The sequence below is a fragment of the Tardiphaga sp. vice304 genome, assembly GCF_007018905.1.
Lineage (GTDB): Bacteria > Pseudomonadota > Alphaproteobacteria > Rhizobiales > Xanthobacteraceae > Tardiphaga.
In genome coordinates this window covers 2615832-2639367 of sequence record NZ_CP041402.1, presented here as the reverse complement: position 1 = coordinate 2639367, position 23536 = coordinate 2615832, and the positions used below count along the sequence as shown (strand labels likewise).

The following is a 23536-nucleotide window of genomic DNA, read 5'->3' as shown; positions in this document are numbered from 1 at the left end:
TCCACCCTCGCCCCGCAAGTGCTGGGAGAGGGAAGGAAGCGCACCGCAGCCCTACCCCTCGCCCACCACGATCATCCGGAACACCCGCCGCACTTCGCCCTGAGTTTCGCGCAACTGCGCTTCCAGCGAGGAGAAGTCCGGTGCGTCGCCGGCGCGGGTCAGGATGCGCAACAGGTCGGCGCCGGCGCTCTCCGGTTTGAACTTGCTGCTGACGCACAGCCGGAGGATCTGCGTGAGGTCGTGATACAGCCGCGCCGCCGGGCGCAGCACGTCGGCAGCCGCCGGCGGCAACACGCCGAGGCGCGCGGCATTCTCCAGCACCTGCTGAGTCGAGACGCTGAGAAGCGCAGGCGTCTCGGCGGCGTGCACCAGTTGCAGATATTGCGCGATGAATTCGATATCGACCATGCCGCCGGCGACATATTTGAGGTCCCAGATATCGCCGTCGCCCTTTTCCTCGGCGATGGCGTCGCGCATTTCGGCGACGTCGGTGGCGATCACCGCAGCGACGCGCGAGCGCGTCAGCACGTCACGGATCACACCCTCGATCCGGGCGCGGAATTCCGGCAGCGCCGAGATCACCCGCGCGCGAGTCAGCGCCATGTGCTCCCAGGTCCAGGCCTCGCTCTGCTGGTAGTCGGCGAAAGAATCGATCCGCGATGCCAGCGGACCGGCGCGGCCCGACGGGCGCAGCCGCATGTCGACATCGTACAAGACGCCGTAATTGGTCTTGATGCGGAACGCCGAGATCAGCCGCTGCGTCAGCCGCGCGAAATATTGCGAGCCGTGCAGCGGGCGCGGCCCGTCGGAGTCCGGCGCCTCGCTGTCGAAATCATAGATCAGGATCAGGTCGAGATCGGACGATGCCGTCATCTCGCGGCTGCCGAGCTTGCCCATCGCCAGGATCGCGGTCTGCTGACCCTTGACGCGGCCGTGCTGGGTGGCGAACTGATCGACCACCAGACCGTGCAGCGTATGCGCGATGCCCTCCGCAACGTCGGCAAAGGCGAGACTCGCCTGCGGCGCCGTGACCGTGCCGGACAGGATGCGGGTGCCGATCAGGAACAGGCTCTCCTGCCCGAACAATCGCAGCCGGTCGAGAAATTCCTCGTAGGAATTGGCGTCCTGCAGGGTGGCCGCTAAGCGCAGCGACAGTTCATGCTGGTCGGGCATCGCGCCGAAGAAGCGCGGATCGATCAGCCCGTCCAAGATCTGCGGCTGCCGCGCCAGCATGTCGCCGAGCCGGGGGGCGGCGCCGAGCACGAGAGCCACCAGCGCCACCAGGTCGCGGTTCTGGCTGAGTAGCGAAATGAGCCGGCCGCCGCGGTGCAGCGCCTGCAGCAGCTGGTCGAAGGCGATCAGCGCGTTGTCCGGCTCTTCGGCCTTGACGAGGCCGGCGATCAGCGCCGGGATGAAGTCGATCAGCGCCTGCCGCGTCGTCTCGATCTTCAGCACGCGGTACTCGCCGGCGGTCCAGTGCTGCAGCGTTTCCGCCACCATCAGCGGCTTCTTGAAACCGAGTTTTGCGAGATGGTCGAGCAGTCGCGGGTCGGTCGGCCCGGTGCTGTAGTCGATGTCCGGCAACTGCATGTCGCCGGCCGGGTCGCCCTCGAACAGCCGGCTGTAATGGCCCTGCACGCAATCGAGCCGCTTCAGCAATTCGCGCGCGAACGAGGCGCGGTCGGTATGGCCGAAAAAGCGCGCGAAGCGCTCCATCGCCTCGGCGCTGTCCGGCAGCGTATGGGTCTGCTCGTCGGCGACCATCTGCAAGCGGTGCTCGACGCCTCGAAGGAAGCCGTAGGCCTCGGTCAGTTCGTCGCGGGCCGCAAAGGTGATCCAGTTACTCTCCGCCAGGATCGCCAGGGCCTCGAGCGTCGGGCGCACGCGCAGTTCCGGATGCCGGCCGCCGGCGATCAATTGCTGGGTCTGCGCGAAAAACTCGATCTCGCGGATGCCGCCGCGGCCGATCTTGACGTTGTGGCCCTCGACAGAGATCTCGCTCTGGCCGCGAAAGGTCTGCATCTGCCGCTTCATGTCGTGGACGTCGGCGAGCGCGGCAAAGTCGAGATGCTTGCGCCACACGAACGGCGCGATCTCCGACAGCAGCAACGCGCCCGCTGCCTCGTCGCCGGCGCACAGCCGCGCCTTGATCATCGCCGCGCGCTCCCAGGTGCGTCCCTCGCGCTCGTAGTAGTGCAGCGCCGAGGCGGTCGAGACCGCCACCGGCGTCGAGGCCGGATCGGGGCGCAGCCGCAGATCGACGCGGAACACGTAGCCGTCGCCGGTGCGCTGCTGCAGCAGCCGCGACAGGCCCTGCGCGACGCGAACGAAGAACGGCTGGGGCTCGACGTCGGGGCCAAGCGCATGCGCCTCGAGATCGAAGAACACGATCAGGTCGATGTCGCTGGAATAGTTCAGCTCGCCGGCGCCCATCTTGCCCATCGCCAGCACGATCAACCCGCTGCCGGCTTCCGGCTGTTCGGTGTCGCGCGGCAGCAGCCGGCCGCGCGCCGCCTCCTGGCACAGCAGATAGCGCAAGGCGGATTGCACGGCGATGTCGGCGAGGTCGGTCAGCGCCCGGGTCACCCGCATCACCGGCCAGAGGCCGCCGATGTCGCACAAGGCGATCAGCAGCGCGGCCTCGGCCTTCAGCCGCCGCAGCGACTGCATCACACGCGCATCGTCGCCGCTTGCGGCAACGTCACGCGCGGTCTGCGCGATCAGCGCGGCGAGATGGGCGTCGGGTTCGCAGCGCAGCAGCCGCAGCGTACGCGCGGGATCGGCGCGGATCAGGTCGAACAGATACGGAGACGCTTCGGCAATGCCGAGCAGGATCGCGCGGGCGACGGGGAATGACACGACGGCGGCACGCAACTCTTCGGCCTGCGCCGGCTCGATGTCATCGAGCCAGGCCGCAAACCGTTGCTCGGCGGCATCGGGTGCAGACAGTTGAGGTGCGCTGACGAAATGCGCGGCCAGATGGAACTGGCCGGCATCGTCTGTCGCGGATGAATTCATGCCTGCTTCTGTGGCACATTCGATGTTTGGGCCGCAAGGCCTTCGCGGACGACGATGGGCAACACCAGCGTGGCGCGCAGGCCGGGATGGCCGTCGCCGAGTTCGAGCGCGCCACCATGCAGGGTCGCGACCGCAGACGCCAGGCTGAGGCCGAGCCCCGATCCCGGCTGGGTGCGGCTGGCCTCCAGCCGAACGAAACGCTCGACCGCGTGCTTGCGATCGGCCTCGGGAATGCCCGGCCCATGATCGGTGACGCTGAGCCGCACCTCGTCGCCGTCGCGCTGCGCCTCGATCAGAATTTCATGCGCGCCGGGAACCGGAGCCGAATTGGTACCGGGCGGCTGGGCGGCATCCGGCCGGCCGTATTTGATGGCATTCTCGACCAGATTGGCGAGCGCCTGACTGACCAGTTCGCGGTTGCCATGCAGCCGCGCCGGCGACGCCTTGACGTTCAGCGTCAGCCCGGAATCCTCGGCCAGTGGCTCGTAGAGTTCCTGAATGCCTTCGGCGACTTCGGCGACGTCGAAATCGTCCATGTTTCCACGCGCCTGGCCGGACTCGGCGCGCGCGATCATCAGCAGCGCGTTGAAGGTGCGGATCAGCCCGTCGGACTCCTCGATGGTACGCTCCAGCGCCGCGCGGTATTCCGCCTCGTTGCCGGACCGCGCCAGCGCCTCCTCGGCGCGGTTTCGCAACCGCGTCAGCGGCGTCTTCAGATCATGCGCGATGTTATCGGAGACTTCCTTCAGCCCGGTCATCAGCGTCTCGATCCGCGCCAGCATCGCGTTGAGGTTTTCAGCGAGCCGGTCGAGCTCGTCGCCGGAGCGCCCTACCGGCAGCCGGCCGGACAGGTCGCCGGCCATGATGCCCTGCGTGGTGGCGGTCATGGCGTCGATCCGGCGCAGCACGCGGCGCGCCACGAAGATACCGCCGCCCAGGCCCAGCACGACGACGATCAGCACCGACCATTGCGCGGCATTGGCGACGATGCCGAACAGCCGCCGCCGTTCCTCAAGGTCGTGACCGATCAAGAGCCGAAAGCCGCTGCTCAATTGTTCGACCCGCACCAAAGCGTGGTGGTTCATCGTCTCCTGGTCGTCGAGCCGGCGGTACATCGTTTCGGACCAGCCGGTCGAGGCCATCACGCCCGGCTCCAGCGAGGCGACATTGCCGGCGATCGACTGCCCGGCCGGCGTGGTGACCAGATAGAGATTGGCGCCGGGCCGTAGCGCGCGGTTCTCGATCGCGAACACGATACCGCGCAGGCCGCGGCGGCCGAACAGGTCGCTGAGCTCGCTGATCTCCGCATCGACCGTGGTGGTGATCTGCTCATTGATCAGCCGCCGCGTGTTCCAGGCAAAATAGCCCAGCAGCGACGCCGCAAACAGCGCGAACAGCAGCAGATAGGCCAGCGTCAGGCGAAACGCCGTGGTGCGAATGAGTTTACCGAATGCCGTCACGAACAACTCTCAGGGACTATGCGGCCGGCGGCGCCGGGCGCTCGGTCATACTACCAGCCGGCCGCTGCAACCGACAGGGCGGGATTATGAGAGGTTGGTAATGTGCGGCCGAGCCGGTGATGGGTTAAAGCGGACGCCCAGACTGTCCGCACATCGGACAGCTAAGCGGAGCGCTCCGCGATCACCACCTGATACATGCCGTTGAAGCGCGTGCGCTTGCTCCAGCGGAAGCCGCCCGCGACCGGTCCGGCGTATTGCTCGATCTCCTTCGACCACATCGCCAGCGCAAACGGTTCGAGCCAGGTGAACACCTGATGCATTAGCGGTTTCAGCGGATGCCAGCGGTTCGGCTTGTGATAATCGACGAAGATGACCCGCCCCCCTGGCCTCACCAGCTTCAGCATCGCCGGGACGATCTGCAGCTTGACGTCGTCGGGCACCTCATGGAGCAGGAAGAAGCACGTCACGACGTCGAACTCCCTTTGCTCGGGGTCGGCGGCATCGCCGCGCGCGACATTGGCTTGCGACAGGCCCAGCAGCTTGTCGCGCGTCAGCTCGACCTGCAGCGGTGCGATATCGCGCACTTCAAGACGGCCGCGGCGGCCGATCTGTTCGGCGATCTGGCGGGAGAAGTTGCCGTAGACGGCTGCCGGCTGGAAAATCCGGTCGCCGGGCTTCACCGCCGCCAGCACGTCGTCGATCAGGCGCTGCGCGTTGCCCCACAGAATGGCCTGAACCACGACTTGCCGATCGAGGATATGGGTGAGCCACGGCGTCAGATAGGCCCAGGTGTAGACATCGCGCAGATAGGCGGGAACAGGCTTGGCGGCCAGTTCTCCGGAAGTGATATCAAGCACGTCTAGGTCCCCCTGGGGAATGGATAGGATGGCAAGGCCGTTCAAAATCCGATGCCCAGCAGGACGACGGCCGCCGCCAGCGTCAGCACGGCAGCGACGCCGTACGTCATCAGTCGCAGTATGGAGAGAGGGCCGGCGCGCATGTCCTTGAGGGTCAGGAATATCCGCTCCGCGCCATGCCAGAAGAACAGCGCGATCACCGCCAGCAGCACGAGCTTGGCGAACGGATTCTGCGCGAATGCCAATACGTGGTCATAGTCCGCAAAATTGGCTGGCAGTCCCCAGCCGCGCGGCATCATGAATCCGGTGATGACGATCAGCGCCGGGCCGAACAGCGCCGACAGCATGCCGCCGGCGCCGAACAGCAGCCAGAACACCGGGGCGTTGGTACGTTTCGGCGCGGGCCGAACAAGGGTGGTCTGTTTCACGACAGCGCTCCGATGATGATGACCACGACAAGCAGGCCGATCGAACAGGCGACCGCGAAAGCCAGTGCCACCGCGGTCATGGTCGATGGCGCAACGAGGTGGCCGCCGAGGATCAGTTTCGGCATCGTCTTCGGCAGGATCTGGAACCAGGTCATGACATGCCAGAGCATCACGGCGAGCAGCACCAGATGCAGCAGCAACGCGCCATTGCTGGTGGCCCACTGGCGATAGGCCTCAAAGGCCGCGGGGCCGCGCCACAGACAGACGAGGCCTGCGAGCAGGATCGCGCCATAAAGTGCGACGCCGACGCCGGTCAGTTCGCGCAGCGTATAGGCGCGATAGGGCTTCTGCGCCCACCAGTTACGCGGCTGGACGCGGTGATACGGACGACGCTCGCTCATGACGGGGCTCCCGATCGCACCGCGTGCAGGAAGAAGTCGAGCGCGCTGTTGGTCTTGTTCTGGTTGACGGCATTGGCGGGATCGACCGACTTCGGGCAGACGTCCGAGCAGATGCCGACCGCGGTGCACGACCACACGCCGTCCTCGCCATGGATCTGGTCGAGCCGCAACTGCTTGCCGCCGTCGCGCGAGTCGCTGTTGTAGCGTTGCAGCATGGCCATCGCGCCCGGCCCGATGAAGTCGGGATTGGCGCCGAATTGCGGGCACGCCGCGTAGCACAGCATGCAGTTGATGCAGTCGCTGAAGGATTCATAGGCAGCCATCTGCGCCGGCGTCTGCAGATAGGCGCCGTCCTCGATCCGCTTCTCGGCCTTCGGAATGATGAAGGGATAGATGCTCTCGATCTTCTTGACGAAATCGCCGACCGACACCACGAGGTCGCGCTCGATCGGGAAGTTCTGCAACGGCTCGACGGTCGCCACGCCGCCGGGCAGATCGCGCACGAAGGTGTTGCAGGCCAGCATCGGCTCGCCGTTCACCATCATGCCGCAGCTGCCGCAGATCGCCATCCGGCACGACCAGCGGAACGACAGCGTGCCGTCCTGGGTGTCCTTGATGGTCTGCAGCGCCTGCAGCACCGACATGTCGTCGGTGTACGGCACCTTGTAGCTGACGAACACCGGCTCCTCGTCGGAGGCCGGACGATAGCGCAGCACGCGCAGTTCGATCGTCTTGGTGGGGGTGATGGTGTCAGACATTCGCAGCGTCCTTGGAATCGGGGGCGCGCGGCGCGTTTACAGGCACTCCCTTTTGTGCAGCTTCTTCGTGCTCGCCGGCCGCGCCATAGGCGCGCTGCCCGGGCGGCGACTTGGTGATCTTCACCGCCTGGTAGGTGATCGCGGGCGCGGCATCGCCTTGATAGTGCGCCAGGCTGTGGCGCAGGAAGTTGGCGTCGTCGCGCGTCTCATAGCCGTCGAGCCGCTGGTGCGCGCCGCGTGACTCGGTGCGGGCCACCGCCGAATGCGCCATCGCCTGCGCGACGTCGAGCTGGAAGCCGAGTTCGATGGCGGTCACCCAGTCGGTATTCCAGGCGCGCGACTTGTCTTCCAGCGTGACGCCGGCATAGCGTTGCTTGAGTTCGCCGAGCTTGTCGCAGGTCTCCTGCATTTCCGGCCCGAGCCGATAGATGCCGCAGCCCTTCTCCATGCTGGCGCCCATTTCGGCGCGCAGCTTCGCGTGATGCTCGCCCTGCCCCTTCTGGTCGAGCAGCGCCAAGGCCTTGGCCTCGACGGCTCCGGCGAGATCGGAGCGGCGCGCCGCCGAGCTGCCGCGCGCAAAGAGCGCGGCCTGTTCGCCGGCGACGCGGCCGAACACGGAGAGTTCGGCCAGCGAGTTGGAGCCGAGCCGGTTGGCGCCGTGAATGCCGACGCTGGAGCATTCGCCGGCGGCATACAGCCCGGCCAGCGGCGAGGCGGTGTTGATGTCGACCTCGATGCCGCCCATCGTGTAGTGCACGGCCGGGCGCACCGGGATCGGCGCCTCCGCCGGATCGACGCCCATGAATTTCTCCGCCAGTTCGGCGATCAGCGGCAGCCGCTCCAGAATCTTGGCGCGGCCGAGATGGCGCAGGTCCAGCATCACCGCTTCGCCCTGCGGCGTCGTCACGGTGTTGCCCTTGCGCTGCTCGTGCCAGAACGCCTGGCTGAGCCGGTCGCGCGGGCCGAGCTCCATATATTTGTTACGCGGCTTGGGATCCGCCGGCCCGAGGCCGTAATCCTCAAGATAGCGCCGGCCGTCCTTGTTGAGCAGGAAGCCGCCCTCGCCTCGGCACGCCTCGGTAATGAGAATGCCGGTGCCCGGCAGGCAGGTCGGGTGATACTGCACGAACTCCATGTCGCGCAGCGGCACGCCGTGGCGATAGGCCATCGCCATGCCGTCGCCGGTGACGATGCCGCCATTGGTGTTCTGCCGGAACGCACGCCCTGCCCCGCCCGTGGCGACGACGACCGCGCGGGCATGGATGGTAGTGAATTCACCGGTCGCCAGCGACAGCATCACAGCGCCGTGGATGCGGCCGTCCTCCACCAGAAGATCGACGCAGAAGAATTCGTCGAACCGCTTGATCGAGGGAAACCGCGTCGAGGTCTGGAACAGGGTGTGCAGGATGTGGAAGCCGCTGCGATCGGCGGCGAACCAGGTGCGCTCTATCTTCATGCCGCCGAACGCACGGACATTGATATTACCGTCCGGCTTTCGGCTCCACGGGCAGCCCCAATGTTCGAGCTGCACCATCTCGCGCGTGCAATGCTCGACGAAGTACTCGACAACGTCCTGCTCGCACAGCCAGTCGCCGCCGGAAACGGTGTCGTTGAAATGATTGTCGAGCGTGTCGTGGGCTTGCACCACGCCGGCCGAGCCGCCCTCCGCCGCCACCGTGTGGCTGCGCATCGGATACACTTTGGAGACCAGCGCGACGGTCAGTTCGGGCGCGGATTCGGCCGCGGCGATCGCCGCCCGCAGGCCGGCGCCGCCGGCGCCGAGGATCAGGACATCGGCGTCAAAATGGTGCATTTGTCTTCCGATCGATGAGAACGCAGGGCCGGCGCGGCGCCGGCAGGGGAATTGCCCGGCAAGAGGTATCCGGCATGATGTGGCAGGTACCGTCGCTCGCGCCCGAAGGCTGGAACGACTCGTGGTCACCACGCGAGGAGTGCACGTTCATCTGGTTCCTGTAGCGTCGGAATGTCTGCTGCCCTGCACAATCATAAGCACGCTAGCGGTCATGCCGATTGATCTCGCTCAACACGCCGCGCATGACGCATTAGGGGAACGCGGCCTGACGCCCGGCGTTTGCCTGAAGCCTGCGCGTTCGTCGGCAGCCATCGCCGCGCCGTAGACCACGATCGCCGCCAATGGTTGAATGCTTTCAGGAGAATCCACGATGAAGCGCGTCACCACAGCCCTGGTTCTGGGCCTTTCGCTGGGAGCGGCCCTGCCCGCGGAGGCCAGGGACACGCCGCTGGCCGGCTATCGCTGGAAGAATCGCGTGCTGGTGGTGGTGGCGCCGAGCCGCCAGGACGGCAATCTGGTCGCGCAGCGCCGCATCTTCGAGCAGAATGCAAAGGGCATGGCAGAGCGCCAGATCGTGCTGATCGAAGCCGCCGGCGACGACGAGCGCGCGCGCGGAATTCGCGCTCAGCTCGGCGCAGACGACAAGGCGTTTAAAGTTTTGCTGGTCGGCAAGGATGGCAACACGGCGGCATCCTCGACAAAGCCGTTCAGCGCCGCGGAATTGTTCGGGAAGGTAGACGCCATGCCAATGCGCCGCGACGAGATGCGGCGCTAGAACGGCTTTGGTGGCAAGATAGCCGCGTCAGACCAGCGCGGCTTCAATACAGGCGACGCCCTACTTCACGCCGTCCCGGATCATATAGCCCGCGCCGCGGATGGTGTGCAGCAGCGGGCGTTCAAAACCCTTGTCGATCTTGCTGCGCAGCCGCGAGATGTGAACGTCGATGACGTTGGTCTGCGGGTCGAAATGATAGTCCCAGACGTTCTCCAGCAGCATGGTGCGGGTCACGACCTGGCCGGCGTGCTTCATCAGATATTCGAGCAACCGGAACTCGCGCGGCTGCAGCGTCAGTTCTTCGGTGCCGCGGGTGACGCGATGCGACAGGCGGTCGAGTTCGAGGTCGCCGACGCGGTAGCTGGTCTCTTCGGTGGGGCCGCCATTGCGCCGTGACAGCACCTCGACGCGCGCCAGCAGCTCGGCAAAGGCATAGGGCTTCGGCAGGTAGTCATCGCCGCCGGCGCGCAGGCCCTTGATGCGGTCATCGACCTGGCCGAGCGCCGACAGGATCAGCGCCGGGGTGTGATTGCCCTTCTCGCGCAAGCCGCCGATCACCGACAGCCCGTCGCGCTTGGGCAGCATGCGATCGACCACCAGCACGTCGTAGTCACCGCTGTCGGCCAGCGCAAAGCCTTCGTCGCCATCGCTGGCGTGGTCGGCGATGTGGCCGACCTCGCGAAACGCCTTGACCAGGTAGTCGGCGGATTCGCGGTCGTCTTCGATGATGAGCAATCGCATCTGGCGAGGGGATTCCGTTGCGGTGTCAGGCGGTGTCTTGGACAACTCGGTCAACATGGCGCGCACCGGGCTTTCATGCAAGGCGGCGGGATGCCTCTTGCGTCGTCCCGCAAACGAGGAAGGAAACAGGCGGTGAAGCTGGGGGAAACTTCACCGCCCGCTGATGCCTTCCGCACGAAGGGGGCGCTTCGCGCGGAAGGGGTTGGACGGGAACGAGCTTGTGGCCCGCTCCCTGGGAAAGTGCCGTCGGCGGGGGCGACATGCGTCCGGCACTCTCCGTTAGTGATGCCTAATTCGGATCAGCCTTTGGCGAGCGGGACCGCGACGAAGCGCGAGGAACCGCCGGAGCGAACCCGGATCAGCACGCTGTTCTTGTTGTCGTTACGCGCGGCGACGATCGCCTCGCGCACGTCACCGGGGCTGGTGACATTCTTGCCGGCGACTTCGAGAATGACGTCGCCTTCCTTGAAGCCACGCTCCGCCGCGGGGCTCTTCGGATCGACCTCGGTCACCACGACGCCATCGCGGCCGGCGCCGGCGACACTGCTCGACGGGGCCACCGTCAGGCCGAGCCGCGGCTCATTGGTGCCGCGGGACGAGTTGCCGCGATCGCCCTGGTCGAGATCGGCCTTGGCTTCCACCGTGTTCGGCAGCTGGCCCAGCGTCAGGGTCAGAACCTTGTCCTGGCCCTTCTGCAGCACGTTGATCTTGACCGAATTGCCCGGCGCGAAGCCGCCGATGGTGCGGGCGAGTTCACGGGCATCCTTGACCGGGGTGCCATTCACCGCGGTGATGACGTCACCCGACTGGATGCCGGCCTTCGCCGCCGGACCATCGGCCTGCGGCTCCGCCACCAGCGCGCCTTCGGCCTTCTTCAGGCCGAGGCTGTCGGCGATGTCCTGCGTCACCGGCTGGATCTGCACGCCGATCCAGCCGCGGCTGACGCTGCCCTTGTCCTTGAGCTGGGTGATCACTGTCTGCACGGTGGAGGCGGGAATCGAGAACGCGATGCCGACGCTGCCGCCGGACGGCGAGTAGATCGCCGTGTTGACGCCCATCACTTCGCCGGAGGTGTCGAACGCGGGGCCGCCGGAATTGCCCTTGTTCACCGCGGCGTCGATCTGGATGAAATCATCATACGGGCCGGAGCCGATGTCGCGACCACTGGCCGAGACGATGCCGGAGGTCACGGTGCCGCCGAGGCCGAACGGATTGCCGACCGCCAGTACCCAGTCGCCGATCCGCGGCTTGGTTTCCGACAATTTGGCGAACGGGAAGTTGCTGCCGCCCTCGACCTTGATCAGCGCGAGGTCGGTGCGCGGGTCGGTGCCGATCACCTTGGCGGTGTAGGTCTGGCCGCCATCGGTGGTGACCTCGACCTTGTCGGCGCCGTCGACGACATGGTTGTTGGTCACGGCAAAGCCGTCCGCCGAGACGAAGAAGCCGGAGCCCTGGCCGCTGACGACACCGCCACGGCCGCCGCCGCGCGGGGCGCCGCGCATACCCGGCGGCATGCCGTCCTGGCCGAAGCGCTTGAAGAAACGCTCCATCGGCGAACCCGGCTGGAACGGCGAATCCTCATTGCCGCCATTGCCGTCCTCGCGCGACGACACCTTCTCCTTCATGTTGACCTTGACCGAGATCACCGACGGTTTGACGCGCTCGACGATGTCGGCAAAGCCGACCGGAGCCGCAGCCTGCGCCTTGACCTGCTTGTCGACCTGCGCATGCGCTGCGGTCGAAAAGACGTCGTGCGGCGCCGGGCTCAGGCCATAGGCGGCAACGCCGAGGCCGGCCACCACGGAGGCCATCAGCGCAATTTTTCGCGCAGCGAACAGCGGGCGGCGGACCGGCTTGTAGGAAGGCATCTGGTTGAAATCGGGCGTCTGGTCGGTCATCGAAAATCTCCGGATAGAAGGTGCGGGGGGCAAGGGCACCGTGTGATCCGAAGATGGGACTTGCCACCTTACCGCGCACTGGCGAGGGCATTAAGCTTTGGTAATGCAGCGCGGCAGGCGTGCGGCGGGAGGTCGCAGACGCTCCCGCCGGAATTCCTGATTTCCGTGCGGGAAGCAGATTTTCGCAGGCTGATCTCGCAAGACTAGCTGCGCAGCCCCGGTGCTTCCTGGCCGCTCCTAGCTACATATTCCGTATACCCACCGCCGTACTGGTGGATGCCGTCGGGCGTCAGCTCCAGCACGCGGTTGGAGAGGGCGGCGAGGAAGTGGCGGTCATGCGAGACGAACAGCATGGTGCCCTCATATTGCGACAACGCCGTGATCAGCATTTCCTTGGTGGCGAGATCGAGATGGTTGGTCGGCTCGTCGAGCACCAGAAAATTCGGCGGATCGAACAGCATCAGCGCCATCACAAGCCGCGCCTTCTCGCCGCCTGACAATACGCGGCAGCGCTTCTCGACGTCGTCGCCGGAAAAGCCGAAGCAGCCGGCCAGCGCACGCAAGGAGCCCTGCCCGGCCTGCGGAAACGCATCTTCCAGCGACTGGAACACGGTGCGCTCGCCGTCCAGCAGCTCCATGGCGTGCTGCGCGAAATAGCCCATCTTGACGCTGCCGCCGAGCGCCACCTGGCCGTCATCGGGCACGGTCGTCCCGGTCACCAGCTTCAACAGCGTCGACTTGCCGGCACCGTTGATCCCCATCACCGCCCAGCGCTCGCGGCGGCGGATCGAGAAGTCCAGTCCTTCATAAATCGTGCGGCTACCATAGCCCTTGTGGACGTTCTTCAGGCTGACGACGTCCTCGCCAGAGCGCGGCGCCGGCAGGAAGTCGAACGACACCGCCTGCCGTCGCTTCGGCGGCACCACGCGCTCGATCTTGTCGAGCTTCTTGACGCGGCTCTGCACCTGGGCGGCATGGGAGGCGCGCGCCTTGAAGCGCTCGATGAAGGAGATCTCCTTCGCCAGCATCGCCTGCTGGCGCTCAAACTGCGCCTGCTGCTGCTTTTCGGCCAGCGCGCGCTGCTGCTCGTAGAACTCGTAGTTGCCGCCATAGGTGGTCAGCCCGCCGCCGTCGATCTCGACCACCTTGTTGATGATGCGGTTGATGAACTCGCGGTCATGCGAGGTCATCAAGAGCGCGCCTTCATAACCTTTCAGGAACTGTTCGAGCCAGATCAGGCTTTCGAGATCGAGATGGTTGGAAGGCTCGTCGAGCAGCATCACGTCGGGCCGCCGCAGCAGGATCTGCGCCAGCGCCACACGCATCTTCCAGCCGCCGGACAATTTGCCGACGTCGCCGTCCATCATCTCCTGGCTGAACGAAAGACCCGACAACACTTCGCGGGCGCGGCCTTCCAGCGCATAGCCATCGAGCTCCTCGAAGCGCGCCTGCACCTCGCCGTAGCGTTCGATGATGGCGTCCATCTCGTCGATCCTGTCGGGATCGCCCATCGCCGTTTCCAGCGCCTTCAGCTCGGTGGCGACCTCGCTGACCGGGCCCACGCCGTTCATCACCTCGGCGACCGCGCTGCGGCCTTCCATCTCGCCGACGTCCTGGCTGAAATAGCCGATCGAGACATTGCGCTCGACCACGACCTGGCCCTCGTCGGGCAGCTCGCGGCCGGTAATCATGCGGAACAAAGTGGTCTTGCCGGCGCCGTTGGGGCCGACCAGCCCGATCTTCTCGCCCTTCAGTAGTGCCGCGGAGGCCTCGATGAACAGGATCTGATGGCCATTCTGCTTGGAGATATTGTCGAGACGGATCATATGGGGGCGTGCCTTGGCGGTATTCGGGAGAAGGTTTGGGCCGCCTTATGGCACATTGCGGCTGCGAAGGGGGATCAGATTGGTGGCAGCCCCCGGCGCGCGGCGCGGGATCAGGGCTTGTCGGCGCCCGACCCGGCCAGCACCCGCTCCAGGCGGGCTTCCTCGTCGGCGGTGAGCGTCAGCGGCGTCATGGAAAGCGTGCCTTGGGGGTCGGGCCGGGACAGCGTTCGGCCGCCTTATGGCACAGGATAGCCGCTGCCTCGCCTGCGAGCGCGCCCGAATGGCCGATCCTTCACACCATCGGCCATGAGTACGTTCGCTTGTCCGCCAGAGGCGCACAGCACGCAGCCAAGGAGCTTTCTTCCCAGCTTGGCTGAGATTATCGGTTGAATGACGGCTGCTTTTTTCACACCCAAGGGTCGCAGAATGCCGCAACGTATTGACCTGCTCGCCGCGATCGCCAGCATGGCAGCAGAGGCCGCACCGGACAGGATAGCGCGGATCGCCATCGACGGCGTCGACGGCGCAGGGAAGACAACCTTTGCAGACGAGCTTGCCGATATCGTGCGCGATCTAGACAGGCCCGTCATCAGGGCGTCCGTCGATCGCTTTCACAACCCGAAGGAGGTTCGCTATGCGCAAGGCAGGCAGTCCCCGATCGGATTTTTCGAGGATTCGTATAACTATACTTTATTGAAGCAATATCTTCTGACCCCGCTCGGTCCCAGCGGCAGCGGCCGATACTGCGTCGCGGCGTTCGATCTCCACTCTGACACAGGCGTCCCATTCGCCGCGCAGGACGCTCCTCCTGGATCGATTCTGTTACTGGACGGCATCTTTCTGCATCGGCCGGAGTTACGCCGCTGTTGGGACGCGTCGATCTTCCTGCGTGTCGATTTTGCGGTCTCAATTGCACGCAACGCGATCAGGGACGGCACCTCCCCGGATCCGTTGGCCGCCTCCAATCGTAGATACGTGGAAGGGCAAAGGATCTATTTGAGCACATGCGCGCCGGAGACCCATGCCACCGTGGTCGTGGACAACAACGATCTTGCAGCGCCCGCGATCGTAGATCCAGCATCCAGGGAGCGTGGTGCGACCTAGGACTGCTTTTCCGCCTCGCCGCCCAGCACCCGCTCCAGGCGGGCTTCCTCGTCGGCAGTGAGCGTCAGCGGCGTACCGTCGGCGCCGGTCTCGACCACGGGGCGGCGCCGGTAGCTGCGCCACAGCGCCACGCCGCCACCCAGCAGCAGCACCGGGGTCAGCAGCCACAGCAACAGCGTCTGCAGTTCGAAGCGCGGCTTCAGCAACACGAACTCGCCGTAGCGCGCGACCAGGAAATCCATCACCTGGCTGTTGCTGTCACCGGCGGTGATCCGCTCGCGTACCAGCAGGCGCAGGTCGCGCGCCAAAGGCGCATCGGAATCGTCGATCGACTGGTTCTGGCACACCATGCAGCGCAGCTCGCGCGACAATTCGCGGGCGCGGGATTCCTGCGCGGGATTGGCGAGGATCTCGTCGGGCTGCACGGCGTAAGCGGGGGCCGCGAACGCGATGGATAGCAACAGCAGGACTTGACAAAAATATCGCATAATGCGATTTTTCTGCCCATGCCTTCGGTCGTCTTTGAGCCGCCCGCGAGACGGCAATGGATGAAGCTGCCCCAGCAGTTGCGCGAGCGCATTCTGGCCAAGCTCGAGGTTTTTGCGCGAACCGGACAAGGCGACGTGAAAAAGCTGAAAGGACAAGATGGTGCACGGCTCCGGGTGGGAGATTATCGCGTCATCTTCTATCAGGAATTCGACGAGATTGTTGTCATTGCCGTTGGCCATCGACGAGAAATTTACGACTGAGGTGAAGCAATGAAAGTCGAATTCAGGAAAACGCCCTCCGGCGAGGTCGCGATCATTCCCCGCGCGGAGTACGAGCGCCTGATGGTCCTGTCGAACGAAGCCGAGGAGGACATCGGGACCGCAAGGCTCGTTGCGAAGGCGAAGCGGGACAAGGGAGTGCGCCTGCCGCTTTCGGTCGTTCAGCAATTGGCCAATGGCGAGAACCCGATCCGGGTGCTGCGGCAGTTTCGCGGCATGACGCAGGCTGATCTGGCCACCGCCGAAGGCGTGCAGATCACGCAGAACTATCTGTCCGACCTCGAAACCGGCAAGCGGAAAGGCCCGATCGCCCTGCATCGTAAACTCGCGAAGGCGCTCGACGTGCCGCTGGATTGTCTGGATCCCATTGCAGTCACCGACCAAGAGGCAGAGCCGGAACGTTTTGCTCGCCGCAAATCAGTGATCGCGGGCATGAAGCGGTTGCGAGGGCAGCGCTGACTCTCACTCCGCCGGCTGCAGCGCGCGCGAGGCTTTCGCGGGCTGCAGCGCGCGCGAGGCTTTCGCGGGCTTCGGCGCGCCGACGCGCAGGCGGCGATCCGACAGCGACAGCAGCCCGCCGAACGCCATCAGCAGCGGGCCGAACCAGATCAACAGCACCATCGGCTTGTGATAGATCCGAACCGCAAGGCCGCCATCGGCCGCGGTATCGCCGAGCGAGATGTAGATCTGGCTGAAGCCGCGCGACAGCAGCGCTGCTTCGGTGGTCGAGGATTGCCGCGCGGTAAAGTTGCGCTTCGACGGCGACAGCGTGCCGATTACGTCGCCGTTCAGCCGAATCGTGAAATGCGCCAGCATCTCCTGGAAATTCTCGGCGCGCCGTTGCGTGATGTCGTCGAGCCGCAACTCATAGCCGGCGAGTTTCGCGGTGTCGGTCGGCTTCAGCGTGCCGATATATTCGCTGTTCCAGGTCGTTTCGCAGACGATGCCGATCAACGCCACGCCAACCCCGGCATGGGCGAAGGCCGTGCCCCAGGTCGAGCGCGGCAGGCCGCGGGCGCGGCGCCATGTCGTGCCGAGGGGCGCCCGGAACAGGCTGACGCGCTCGGCGATATCGGTGACGGCGCCGGCGATCACGAATACCGCAAGGCCGATCGCCAGCGGCGCCAGCGCCGCGCCGCCCGAGGTCCAGGCCCACACCATCGCCACCGCGACGAGGGCGGCGATGCCGGCGGCCATCAGCCGCTGCGCGACGCCGGCGAGATCGCCGCGCTTCCACGCCAGCAGCGGCCCAAACGGCACCGCCAATAGCAGCGGCACGAACAGCGGGCCGAAGGTCAGGTTGAAGAACGGCGCGCCGACCGAGATCTTGGCGCCGGTGATCATCTCCAGCGCCAGCGGATACAGCGTGCCGACGAACACCGTGGCGCAGGCAGTGGTGAGGAACAGGTTGTTCAGCACCAATGCGCCCTCGCGCGAGATCGGCGCGAACAGTCCGCCCTGCTTCAGCGCGTGCGCCCGCCACATGTACAGCATCAGGCTGCCGCCGATGAAGAAGCACAGGATCATCAGGATGAACACGCCGCGCGTCGGATCGGTGGCAAAAGCATGCACCGAGGTCAGCACGCCGGAGCGCACCAGGAAAGTGCCGAGCAGCGACAGCGAGAACGTCAGGATCGCCAGCAAGATGGTCCAGACCTTGAGCGCATTGCGCTTCTCCATCACCACCGCGGAATGCAGCAGCGCGGTGCCGGCCAGCCACGGCATCAAGGAGGCGTTCTCGACCGGGTCCCAGAACCACCAGCCGCCCCAGCCGAGTTCATAATAGGCCCAGTACGAGCCCATCGCGATGCCGAGCGTGAGGAACACCCACGCCACCAGCGTCCACGGCCGCACCCAGCGCGCCCAGGCGGCGTCGATGCGGCCTTCCATCAAAGCGGCGACGGCGAAGGAGAACGAGATCGAGAAGCCGACATAGCCGAGATAGAGCATCGGCGGATGCACCGCGAGGCCGATATCCTGCAGCACCGGATTGAGGTCGCGGCCCTCGATCGGCGGATTGGCTAGGCGCAAAAACGGGTTCGAGGTCATCAGGATGAACAGATAGAACGCGCTGGCGATCCAGCCCTGCACTGCCAGCACATTGGCGCGCAGCGTCAGCGGCAGGTTGTTGCCGAAGGCGGCGACGAGGCCGCCGAACAGCGCCAGGATCGAGACCCACAGCAGCATCGAGCCTTCGTGGTTCCCCCATACGCCGGTGATCTTGTAGAGCAGCGGCTTTGACGAATGCGAGTTCTCGACGACGTTGGCGACGGAGAAATCCGACGTGATGTACAGCGCCGTCAGCGCGGCGAACGACAGCCCGACGAACAGCAGCTGCGCCAGCGCGGTCGAGCGGCCGACGTTCATCAGCGCGGGATCGCGCAATTGCGTGCCGAGGATCGGCACCGTCGACTGGATCAGCGCCAGCGCCAGCGCCAGCACCAATGCGTAGTGACCTGCTTCGGCGATCATCGCGTGATACTCGCAGGCGCGTTCGGCGCGCTCGTCGCGACCGGCTTGCCGCCCTCGCCTTCCTGCCACCTTCCCTGCTTCTTCAGCGCGTCGGCGACTTCCTTCGGCATGTAGTTCTCGTCATGCTTGGCCAGCACGGTATCGGCCCTGAACACACCGGACGCATCCAGCGCGCCTTCGGTGACCACGCCCTGCCCCTCGCGGAACAGGTCGGGCAGGATGCCCTTGTAGGTCACCGGCAACGTCGCGCCGCCGTCCGACACCTTGAAACTGATCGCCAGATTGTCGCCGCGCACCAGGGAGCCCTGCTCGACCATGCCGCCGAGCCGGAAGCGCTTGCCGACCGGCGGCTGCTTTTCCATCGCCATGGTCGGCGTCGAGAAGAACACGATGGAGGAACTGAGCGCGTTGAGCACCAGCCCGGCGGCGATCGCCAGAACCACCAGCGCGCCCCCGATCATCGTCAATCGTCGTTGCTTGCGAGTCATGATTGCCTCTCAAGAAGCATGATGTCATCCGAAAACCGCTGCACACTTTTCGGCATCATGCTTACCCGTCAAATCCGAAGCTCTTGAGCCCGTCGTTGAGCTGCTGCAGCTTGCCGGCGTCGGTGCCGACCGCCTGGCGTGCCTCGATCAGCGCGCCCTTCGCCTTGTCGCGATCGCCCAGCACCATATAGGCACGCACCAGCCGCAACCATCCCTCGACGTCGCTGCCATCCTGCTTCAGGCGCGTGGCGAGGCGATCGACCATGCCCAGCACCATCGCGTTGCGGTCGCCCGCTTCCATGCCCTGCGCCGCAGCCATCGTCTCGCTGGACAGCGCCGGCAGCGCGGGGCCGCCGACCCGCGCCAGCGCGGCCTGCACCGTCGTGCGCCACGGCGCGTCCGCCGGCGCCTTGGCGAGCATGCCGCCCCAGATCGCGGCGGCGTCCTGATTGCGGCCATCCTGCTCGGCGGCAAGCCCGAGGAAGTAGCGCGCCTTGACCTCATTGGCGTCTTGCGCCACCGCGCGTTCGAATTCGGCCTTGGCGTCGGCGGTGATCACGCCATTGGCGGCGGCCGCGATGGCCTCGCCGAGATCGGCACGGCGGCCGGGGCTGTCGCCGGCATGGGCGATGGCGTTGCGGTAGGCGGCGACCGCCTCGTCGAAACGACCGAGCTTGACCAGCACCGGCGCCAGCACGTTCCAGCCGCGGCCGTCGGTCGGGTTCTGTTCGAGATGCGCCTGCACCTGCGCCACCAGATTATCGAGCGGCTGCGCCACGGTAGGCGTCTGGCTGCGCGACGCCAGCGGGACGTCAGGCATATCGGGCGAGCCGAGCCGTCCATAAAACGCCACGGCGATCAGCGGCAGTCCGATCAGCGCAACCAGCGCGACAGCGCGGCGAAAGATCGGGCGGTTCTTGGCGGGAACCGCGCGTTCGGCCTCGTCGGCGGCGAGCAGCCTGCGGCTGATCTCGACCCGGGCGGCGGTGGCTTCATTCGGGCCGATCAGCCCGATCTCCGCATCGCGGCCGACCTCGGCCAACTGGTCCTTGTAGACCGCGGCCTCGGTGCCGCCGGCCGTCGAGCGCGCCCGGCCGAGCGGCCACAGCACGGCAAAGATCGCCGCGGCGGTCATCAGCGCGAACACAAACCACAGCGTCATCGACAGTTTCCGTCCCGGTGTCACCGCCTCAAAGCGGTCGTCACGGGTCGGGTTACACCATTTCTGAACCGGCCGCGCAATTGACATTTACGGCACTGCGTGAGGGAAAAGTTGATGTGAATCAACGTGTAGGGCCCAGGCGGCGGGTTCGGCAGAGACCTCTGATGAAGTTCAAGCAGCAGGCGGCGCTTCGATGAACGCCGAGAACCGGGAACACCGTCGCGGAATTCACGGTCCGATTGGCTACTTGTTGCGGAGCAGAAGCTTCAGGATGCCGTCCGCGTGCGTTCCAAAGGGCGGTCGCATCATTTTCGCGATGTTCCATCGGGGTTGGCGGAACAGGACGCGCTCGTGCGAAAATGAATCGAAACCCGCCTTGCCATGATAGCGCCCCCAGCCGGAAGGGCCGATCCCGCCGAACGGCAACGCGCTGATGCCGGCGTACAGGACCGTTTCGTTGATACTGACGGCTCCCGATTGCGTCCGCGAGATCAGCGCGTCAAGGCGATCGTTGACCTCACCGAACCAGTAGATGACGAGCGCCGACGGCAGCCCGCGAATGGTCGCCGTGGCTTCCTCGATGTCGTCATAGGCGATCACGGGAAGCAGCGGCCCGAAGATCTCTTCCTGCATGACGGCGCTGTCGGGCGACGGCGCGTCGATCACTTTCGGCGTATGGCGCGGCGCCGCCACCGCCGCATCGAACAACGGAATGACGCGCTGGTTGTTCTCCAGATCGTGCTGGCGCGACAGCGCCCGGTCGGACCCGATCGCGGAATAATCGCCGTTTTCCGGCTGAGGATACAGGCTGGCTGCAGCGCGCCGCAGCGCGGCGATCAATGCATCCTTGCTCTCGCGCGGCACCAGGACATAGTCAGGTGCCACGCAGGTCTGCCCGGCATTGATCAACTTGCCCGCCATGATCGACTGAGCAGCCATGTCGAGATCCGCGCTGCGGTCGATGACCACCGGCGACTTGCCGCCCAGTTCCAGAATGACGGGCGTCATCTGCCGTGCCGCGGCCTGCGCCACGACGGCGCCGACGCGCGACGAGCCGGTGAACAACAGCAAATCCAGCGGCAGCTCGGTCACGGCCCGGGCCACCTCGGCATCGCCCGTCACCACCGCCACGACCGACGGATCGAAGGTCTTGCCGAGATGGGATGCGATGAGGTCGGCGGTGCGCGGCGTCAGTTCGGACGGCTTGATCAACGTCCGGCATCCGGCCGACAGCGCACCGATCAACGGCATCAAGGTCAGTTGCAGCGGATAGTTGGAGGGCGCCACGATTCCGGCGACGCCTCGCGGTTGCGGCCGGATTTCACCGGCAGCGGGCCAGAACGGAAAACCGAGCCGGATCTTTTTCGCCGCGGCCCAGCGCTTCAGCCTGGGCAGCGTATCGTCGATGGCCGACAGCACGACCACGACTTCCGTGAGCAACGTCTCGTGCCGCGACCGTCCGCGGAAATCCGCATCGATGGCGGCGACATAGGCATCGGCGTGATCGATGAGGCTTCGCCGCAACGCCTTCAGCGCGCCGCGACGCTGGTCGAGCGTCAGGCCTCCGTCGAGCAGGAACGCGGCGCGCAGGCCGTCGAAGGCGGGCTGGACAGCGGGGGCCGAGGTCGATTGGGCGATCATGTCTGTCACGCTGTCGGTTGATAGGATCGGCCGCGCCACTCGACCGATTTTCCACGGTAATAGCCTATCAGGGCATTCCACTGGATGGCGAGCGTCAGGATAACCCCGAGCGGATGCAGCAGCACGGCCCGCGCGGGCTCCCCGCATTTGACGGCCTGGGCGATACGCGCGGCGGTCTGCAGGCCGACGAGCCCGGCCAGCAGCGGCAACGGCGCGACGGGCGCACCCAGCAATCCGGCGACAAGCAGCACCGACGGCAGCAACCAGCCGCCGATCAGCAGCGTGCTCCAGACCGGCAGGGCGACCGGCTTGGCCATGCCTTCCGTCGCATTCTTGGAAAACCCGCTCCACACGGCGGCGGCGGTATCATACATGCGGCAGGTTGCAAGCGGCGTTGCATCGACAAGATCGGTGCGAAAGCCGGAGCGGCGGAAATGCCGCGCCAGTTGCAGCCCGTCATGCATGGCCAGAGCCACGGCGGCATGGCCCCCACAGGCACGATAGGCCTGGGCGCGCACCATCATCAACTGGCCGCAGGCCGCCGTGAGGGCTTCGTTCGCGGGCATCGCGCGCATGAAAAAAATCGGCAGATAGCCATAGATCAGGCCGTTGATCATCGGCACCACCGCGCTTTCGACGATGCCGACGACGCGCTGGCGCGGCACGCCGCTGACCAGATCGACATCGGCGTTCGTGAGCGCCGCGGCCGCATCCGGCGCCAGCGTGACGTCGGCATCGACGAACAGCAGGAAGTCGGACTGCGCGTGGGACGCAAGCAGATGGCAGGCGTGCGGTTTGCCCTTCCAGTTCAGCGGCAGCGGCGGCGCTGTTACCAGCCGGAGTCGGGCATCGCCCGAGGCGCGCTTGGCCACGATAGCGGCGGTGCTGTCGGTCGATCCGTCATCGAGCACGATCACCTCGATCGTCGCGCCGCGGCTGGCCAGCGCCGCATCGATGCAGGCCAGAATCGTTCGCTCTTCATTGCGGGCCGGGATCAGGATGGCGACCGACGGGACTTTCCCGGAAGCGCGCGGGCGGCGCAGCAACAGGCAGTTGGCAAATGTATTGCAGACCGGAATGAGGCCGAGACACAGGGCCAGCACGACGAGGGCGGTCATCACTTGTCTGCTCCGTGTTCGGCATGAAAACGTCGGCCCTGCACCATCGCCCGCAGACGGCGCCAGGCGTCGTAGAACGGGTTGACGCCCATCGTGCCCTCGAGCCAGAGGTCGAAGGCGTTTGCATCGCGCGCGATCGACGCGGCCCCCAATCGGTCCATGGTGCGTTCGAGCGCGGCTTCCAGCCGCGCCAGTCGCTCGGACACTGGCAGCGCGCCGAGCATATCGCCATCGACCGCCTCGCCGAACTGCAACAGCATCTCCGGCTGCTTTTCAAGCCACAGCGGATATTCGATCGCCAGCGGAACGAAGGTCACGCCGGCGACGTGGTCCGGAAGGTGGGCGATGCCGGCGCCGCACGCCAATGGCCGTTCACGCGGATCGGCAAAGCGCCCTTGCGCGGCGACGATGAGCAACCCGTTGGGGAGCGCCAGCACCGCCTTGCTTGTGGCGATGAAATCGGCGGCGCCGCGCCTTGTGTTCTGCGCCACGCCGAACGAACCGATCTTGCCGAGGAAACCGTACTGGTCGAGCATCCCGGCATCGACCGGCGTGTAGACGCGGTGTTGCGGAAACAGATGTTTCGCCAGCAAGACATAGACCACGCCATCCCACCAGGACGGATGGTTGCTGTAGATCACGATCCGAGCCGTCGCGGCTGTGGGCGGCGGCATCGCGCGGGCGATGCGCGCGGCGTGAAAGCCGCTTTTGAAAGTCCGCTCGAATATCCAGCCGAACAGCCGGAAGACGGGCACCGACCGTTGGGCAATGGCGAGCGCGGCGCGATCGTCCGCGCTGCGCTTCAACAT

Annotated in this window: 21 protein-coding genes; 4 read left to right on the top strand and 17 right to left on the bottom strand. The window is 65.9% G+C overall.

Going from position 1 to position 23536, the window contains the following annotated elements; genetic code table 11:
• Positions 1-51 precede the first annotated feature (51 nt).
• The 7 genes from FNL56_RS12480 to frdA form a co-directional block, all read right to left on the bottom strand.
• Positions 52-3018 carry a bifunctional [glutamine synthetase] adenylyltransferase/[glutamine synthetase]-adenylyl-L-tyrosine phosphorylase gene (locus FNL56_RS12480; protein WP_143573043.1) on the bottom strand — a complete coding sequence of 989 codons (2967 nt, stop codon included), beginning with the start codon at positions 3016-3018 and terminating at the stop codon, positions 52-54.
• Positions 3015-4478, bottom strand: coding sequence for a sensor histidine kinase (locus tag FNL56_RS12475; protein ID WP_143573042.1), 1464 nt, complete (start codon positions 4476-4478; stop codon positions 3015-3017). The genes FNL56_RS12480 and FNL56_RS12475 overlap by 4 nt, the downstream gene beginning before the upstream one ends.
• Positions 4479-4639: 161 nt before the next feature.
• Positions 4640-5335: a rhodoquinone biosynthesis methyltransferase RquA gene (gene rquA, locus FNL56_RS12470; protein WP_143573041.1), complete on the bottom strand. Its 696-nt coding sequence runs from the start codon at positions 5333-5335 to the stop codon at positions 4640-4642.
• Positions 5336-5376: 41 nt separating this feature from the next.
• The gene (gene frdD / locus FNL56_RS12465) at positions 5377-5763 is read right to left on the bottom strand and encodes a fumarate reductase subunit FrdD (RefSeq protein WP_143582023.1); all 387 of its coding nucleotides are present in this window, start codon (positions 5761-5763) and stop codon (positions 5377-5379) included.
• On the bottom strand, positions 5760-6164 hold the full coding sequence (locus FNL56_RS12460) for a fumarate reductase subunit C (RefSeq protein ID WP_143573039.1): 405 nt from the start codon (positions 6162-6164) through the stop codon (positions 5760-5762). The genes frdD and FNL56_RS12460 overlap by 4 nt, the downstream gene beginning before the upstream one ends.
• Positions 6161-6922: a succinate dehydrogenase/fumarate reductase iron-sulfur subunit gene (locus tag FNL56_RS12455; protein ID WP_143573038.1), complete on the bottom strand. Its 762-nt coding sequence runs from the start codon at positions 6920-6922 to the stop codon at positions 6161-6163. The genes FNL56_RS12460 and FNL56_RS12455 overlap by 4 nt, the downstream gene beginning before the upstream one ends.
• The gene (gene frdA / locus FNL56_RS12450) at positions 6915-8735 is read right to left on the bottom strand and encodes a fumarate reductase (quinol) flavoprotein subunit (protein ID WP_143573037.1); all 1821 of its coding nucleotides are present in this window, start codon (positions 8733-8735) and stop codon (positions 6915-6917) included. Before frdA ends, FNL56_RS12455 begins: the two co-directional genes overlap by 8 nt.
• Before the next feature lie 370 nt (positions 8736-9105).
• Here frdA and FNL56_RS12445 point away from each other — a divergent pair, with 370 nt between their 5' ends.
• Positions 9106-9510 (top strand): DUF4174 domain-containing protein, encoded by a 405-nt coding sequence (locus FNL56_RS12445; RefSeq protein WP_143573036.1) that lies wholly within the window; start codon positions 9106-9108, stop codon positions 9508-9510.
• 60 nt (positions 9511-9570) lie between these two features.
• Here the strand turns inward: FNL56_RS12445 and FNL56_RS12440 are convergent, their stop codons facing one another.
• The 3 genes from FNL56_RS12440 to FNL56_RS12430 all read right to left on the bottom strand — a co-directional run bounded on the left by FNL56_RS12440 (position 9571) and on the right by FNL56_RS12430 (position 13975).
• The gene (locus FNL56_RS12440) at positions 9571-10251 is read right to left on the bottom strand and encodes a response regulator transcription factor (protein WP_210245498.1); all 681 of its coding nucleotides are present in this window, start codon (positions 10249-10251) and stop codon (positions 9571-9573) included.
• Between the two features lie 299 nt (positions 10252-10550).
• Positions 10551-12149, bottom strand: a complete 1599-nt coding sequence (locus tag FNL56_RS12435; protein WP_143573035.1) for a Do family serine endopeptidase — start codon at positions 12147-12149, stop codon at positions 10551-10553.
• Between the two features lie 203 nt (positions 12150-12352).
• The gene (locus FNL56_RS12430) at positions 12353-13975 is read right to left on the bottom strand and encodes an ABC-F family ATP-binding cassette domain-containing protein (protein ID WP_143573034.1); all 1623 of its coding nucleotides are present in this window, start codon (positions 13973-13975) and stop codon (positions 12353-12355) included.
• 426 nt (positions 13976-14401) lie between these two features.
• Between FNL56_RS12430 and FNL56_RS12425 the strand changes: the two genes are divergently transcribed.
• Positions 14402-15079 carry a uridine kinase gene (locus FNL56_RS12425; protein ID WP_143573033.1) on the top strand — a complete coding sequence of 226 codons (678 nt, stop codon included), beginning with the start codon at positions 14402-14404 and terminating at the stop codon, positions 15077-15079.
• On the opposite strand, the gene FNL56_RS12420 is transcribed toward FNL56_RS12425, so the two are convergent.
• A complete protein-coding gene (locus tag FNL56_RS12420) occupies positions 15076-15567 on the bottom strand; it encodes a cytochrome c-type biogenesis protein (RefSeq protein WP_143573032.1) in 492 nt (163 codons plus the stop codon). The genes FNL56_RS12425 and FNL56_RS12420 overlap by 4 nt on opposite strands.
• 60 nt (positions 15568-15627) lie before the next feature.
• Between FNL56_RS12420 and FNL56_RS12415 the strand changes: the two genes are divergently transcribed.
• Both FNL56_RS12415 and FNL56_RS12410 read left to right on the top strand, forming a co-directional pair.
• Complete coding sequence (locus tag FNL56_RS12415) at positions 15628-15828, top strand: type II toxin-antitoxin system RelE/ParE family toxin (RefSeq protein WP_246660946.1); 201 nt, start codon at positions 15628-15630, stop codon at positions 15826-15828.
• Positions 15829-15837: 9 nt separating this feature from the next.
• Positions 15838-16305: a helix-turn-helix transcriptional regulator gene (locus tag FNL56_RS12410; protein ID WP_143573030.1), complete on the top strand. Its 468-nt coding sequence runs from the start codon at positions 15838-15840 to the stop codon at positions 16303-16305.
• 3 nt (positions 16306-16308) lie between these two features.
• Here FNL56_RS12410 and FNL56_RS12405 read toward each other — a convergent pair whose 3' ends face one another.
• The 6 genes from FNL56_RS12405 to FNL56_RS12380 form a co-directional block, all read right to left on the bottom strand.
• The gene (locus tag FNL56_RS12405; protein ID WP_143582022.1) at positions 16309-18318 is read right to left on the bottom strand and encodes a heme lyase CcmF/NrfE family subunit; all 2010 of its coding nucleotides are present in this window, start codon (positions 18316-18318) and stop codon (positions 16309-16311) included.
• Positions 18315-18806: a cytochrome c maturation protein CcmE gene (gene ccmE, locus FNL56_RS12400; protein ID WP_143573028.1), complete on the bottom strand. Its 492-nt coding sequence runs from the start codon at positions 18804-18806 to the stop codon at positions 18315-18317. The genes FNL56_RS12405 and ccmE overlap by 4 nt, the downstream gene beginning before the upstream one ends.
• 61 nt (positions 18807-18867) lie before the next feature.
• Positions 18868-19968, bottom strand: a complete 1101-nt coding sequence (ccmI, locus tag FNL56_RS12395) for a c-type cytochrome biogenesis protein CcmI (protein WP_143577854.1) — start codon at positions 19966-19968, stop codon at positions 18868-18870.
• A gap of 243 nt (positions 19969-20211) precedes the next feature.
• Positions 20212-21609, bottom strand: a complete 1398-nt coding sequence (locus FNL56_RS12390) for an aldehyde dehydrogenase family protein (RefSeq protein ID WP_143577853.1) — start codon at positions 21607-21609, stop codon at positions 20212-20214.
• A 5-nt stretch (positions 21610-21614) separates the two neighbouring features.
• Positions 21615-22727: a glycosyltransferase gene (locus FNL56_RS12385; protein ID WP_143573025.1), complete on the bottom strand. Its 1113-nt coding sequence runs from the start codon at positions 22725-22727 to the stop codon at positions 21615-21617.
• Positions 22727-23536 (bottom strand): lysophospholipid acyltransferase family protein, encoded by an 810-nt coding sequence (locus FNL56_RS12380; protein WP_143582021.1) that lies wholly within the window; start codon positions 23534-23536, stop codon positions 22727-22729. Before FNL56_RS12380 ends, FNL56_RS12385 begins: the two co-directional genes overlap by 1 nt.

What these genes read in the sequence shown, in the direction of transcription:
- FNL56_RS12480 (WP_143573043.1), bottom strand. Translation starts at nt 3,018, where the DNA reads ATGAATTCATCCGCGACAGACGATGCCGGCCAGTTCCATCTGGCCGCG.
- FNL56_RS12460 (WP_143573039.1), bottom strand. Translation starts at nt 6,164, where the DNA reads ATGAGCGAGCGTCGTCCGTATCACCGCGTCCAGCCGCGTAACTGGTGG.
- FNL56_RS12455 (WP_143573038.1), bottom strand. Translation starts at nt 6,922, where the DNA reads ATGTCTGACACCATCACCCCCACCAAGACGATCGAACTGCGCGTGCTG.
- frdA (WP_143573037.1), bottom strand. Translation starts at nt 8,735, where the DNA reads ATGCACCATTTTGACGCCGATGTCCTGATCCTCGGCGCCGGCGGCGCC.
- FNL56_RS12445 (WP_143573036.1), top strand. Translation starts at nt 9,106, where the DNA reads ATGAAGCGCGTCACCACAGCCCTGGTTCTGGGCCTTTCGCTGGGAGCG.
- FNL56_RS12440 (WP_210245498.1), bottom strand. Translation starts at nt 10,251, where the DNA reads ATGCGATTGCTCATCATCGAAGACGACCGCGAATCCGCCGACTACCTG.
- FNL56_RS12435 (WP_143573035.1), bottom strand. Translation starts at nt 12,149, where the DNA reads ATGACCGACCAGACGCCCGATTTCAACCAGATGCCTTCCTACAAGCCG.
- FNL56_RS12430 (WP_143573034.1), bottom strand. Translation starts at nt 13,975, where the DNA reads ATGATCCGTCTCGACAATATCTCCAAGCAGAATGGCCATCAGATCCTG.
- FNL56_RS12425 (WP_143573033.1), top strand. Translation starts at nt 14,402, where the DNA reads ATGCCGCAACGTATTGACCTGCTCGCCGCGATCGCCAGCATGGCAGCA.
- FNL56_RS12420 (WP_143573032.1), bottom strand. Translation starts at nt 15,567, where the DNA reads ATGCGATATTTTTGTCAAGTCCTGCTGTTGCTATCCATCGCGTTCGCG.
- FNL56_RS12415 (WP_246660946.1), top strand. Translation starts at nt 15,628, where the DNA reads ATGAAGCTGCCCCAGCAGTTGCGCGAGCGCATTCTGGCCAAGCTCGAG.
- FNL56_RS12410 (WP_143573030.1), top strand. Translation starts at nt 15,838, where the DNA reads ATGAAAGTCGAATTCAGGAAAACGCCCTCCGGCGAGGTCGCGATCATT.
- FNL56_RS12405 (WP_143582022.1), bottom strand. Translation starts at nt 18,318, where the DNA reads ATGATCGCCGAAGCAGGTCACTACGCATTGGTGCTGGCGCTGGCGCTG.
- ccmE (WP_143573028.1), bottom strand. Translation starts at nt 18,806, where the DNA reads ATGACTCGCAAGCAACGACGATTGACGATGATCGGGGGCGCGCTGGTG.
- ccmI (WP_143577854.1), bottom strand. Translation starts at nt 19,968, where the DNA reads ATGACGCTGTGGTTTGTGTTCGCGCTGATGACCGCCGCGGCGATCTTT.
- FNL56_RS12390 (WP_143577853.1), bottom strand. Translation starts at nt 21,609, where the DNA reads ATGATCGCCCAATCGACCTCGGCCCCCGCTGTCCAGCCCGCCTTCGAC.
- FNL56_RS12385 (WP_143573025.1), bottom strand. Translation starts at nt 22,727, where the DNA reads ATGACCGCCCTCGTCGTGCTGGCCCTGTGTCTCGGCCTCATTCCGGTC.
- FNL56_RS12380 (WP_143582021.1), bottom strand. Translation starts at nt 23,536, where the DNA reads ATGTTGAAGCGCAGCGCGGACGATCGCGCCGCGCTCGCCATTGCCCAA.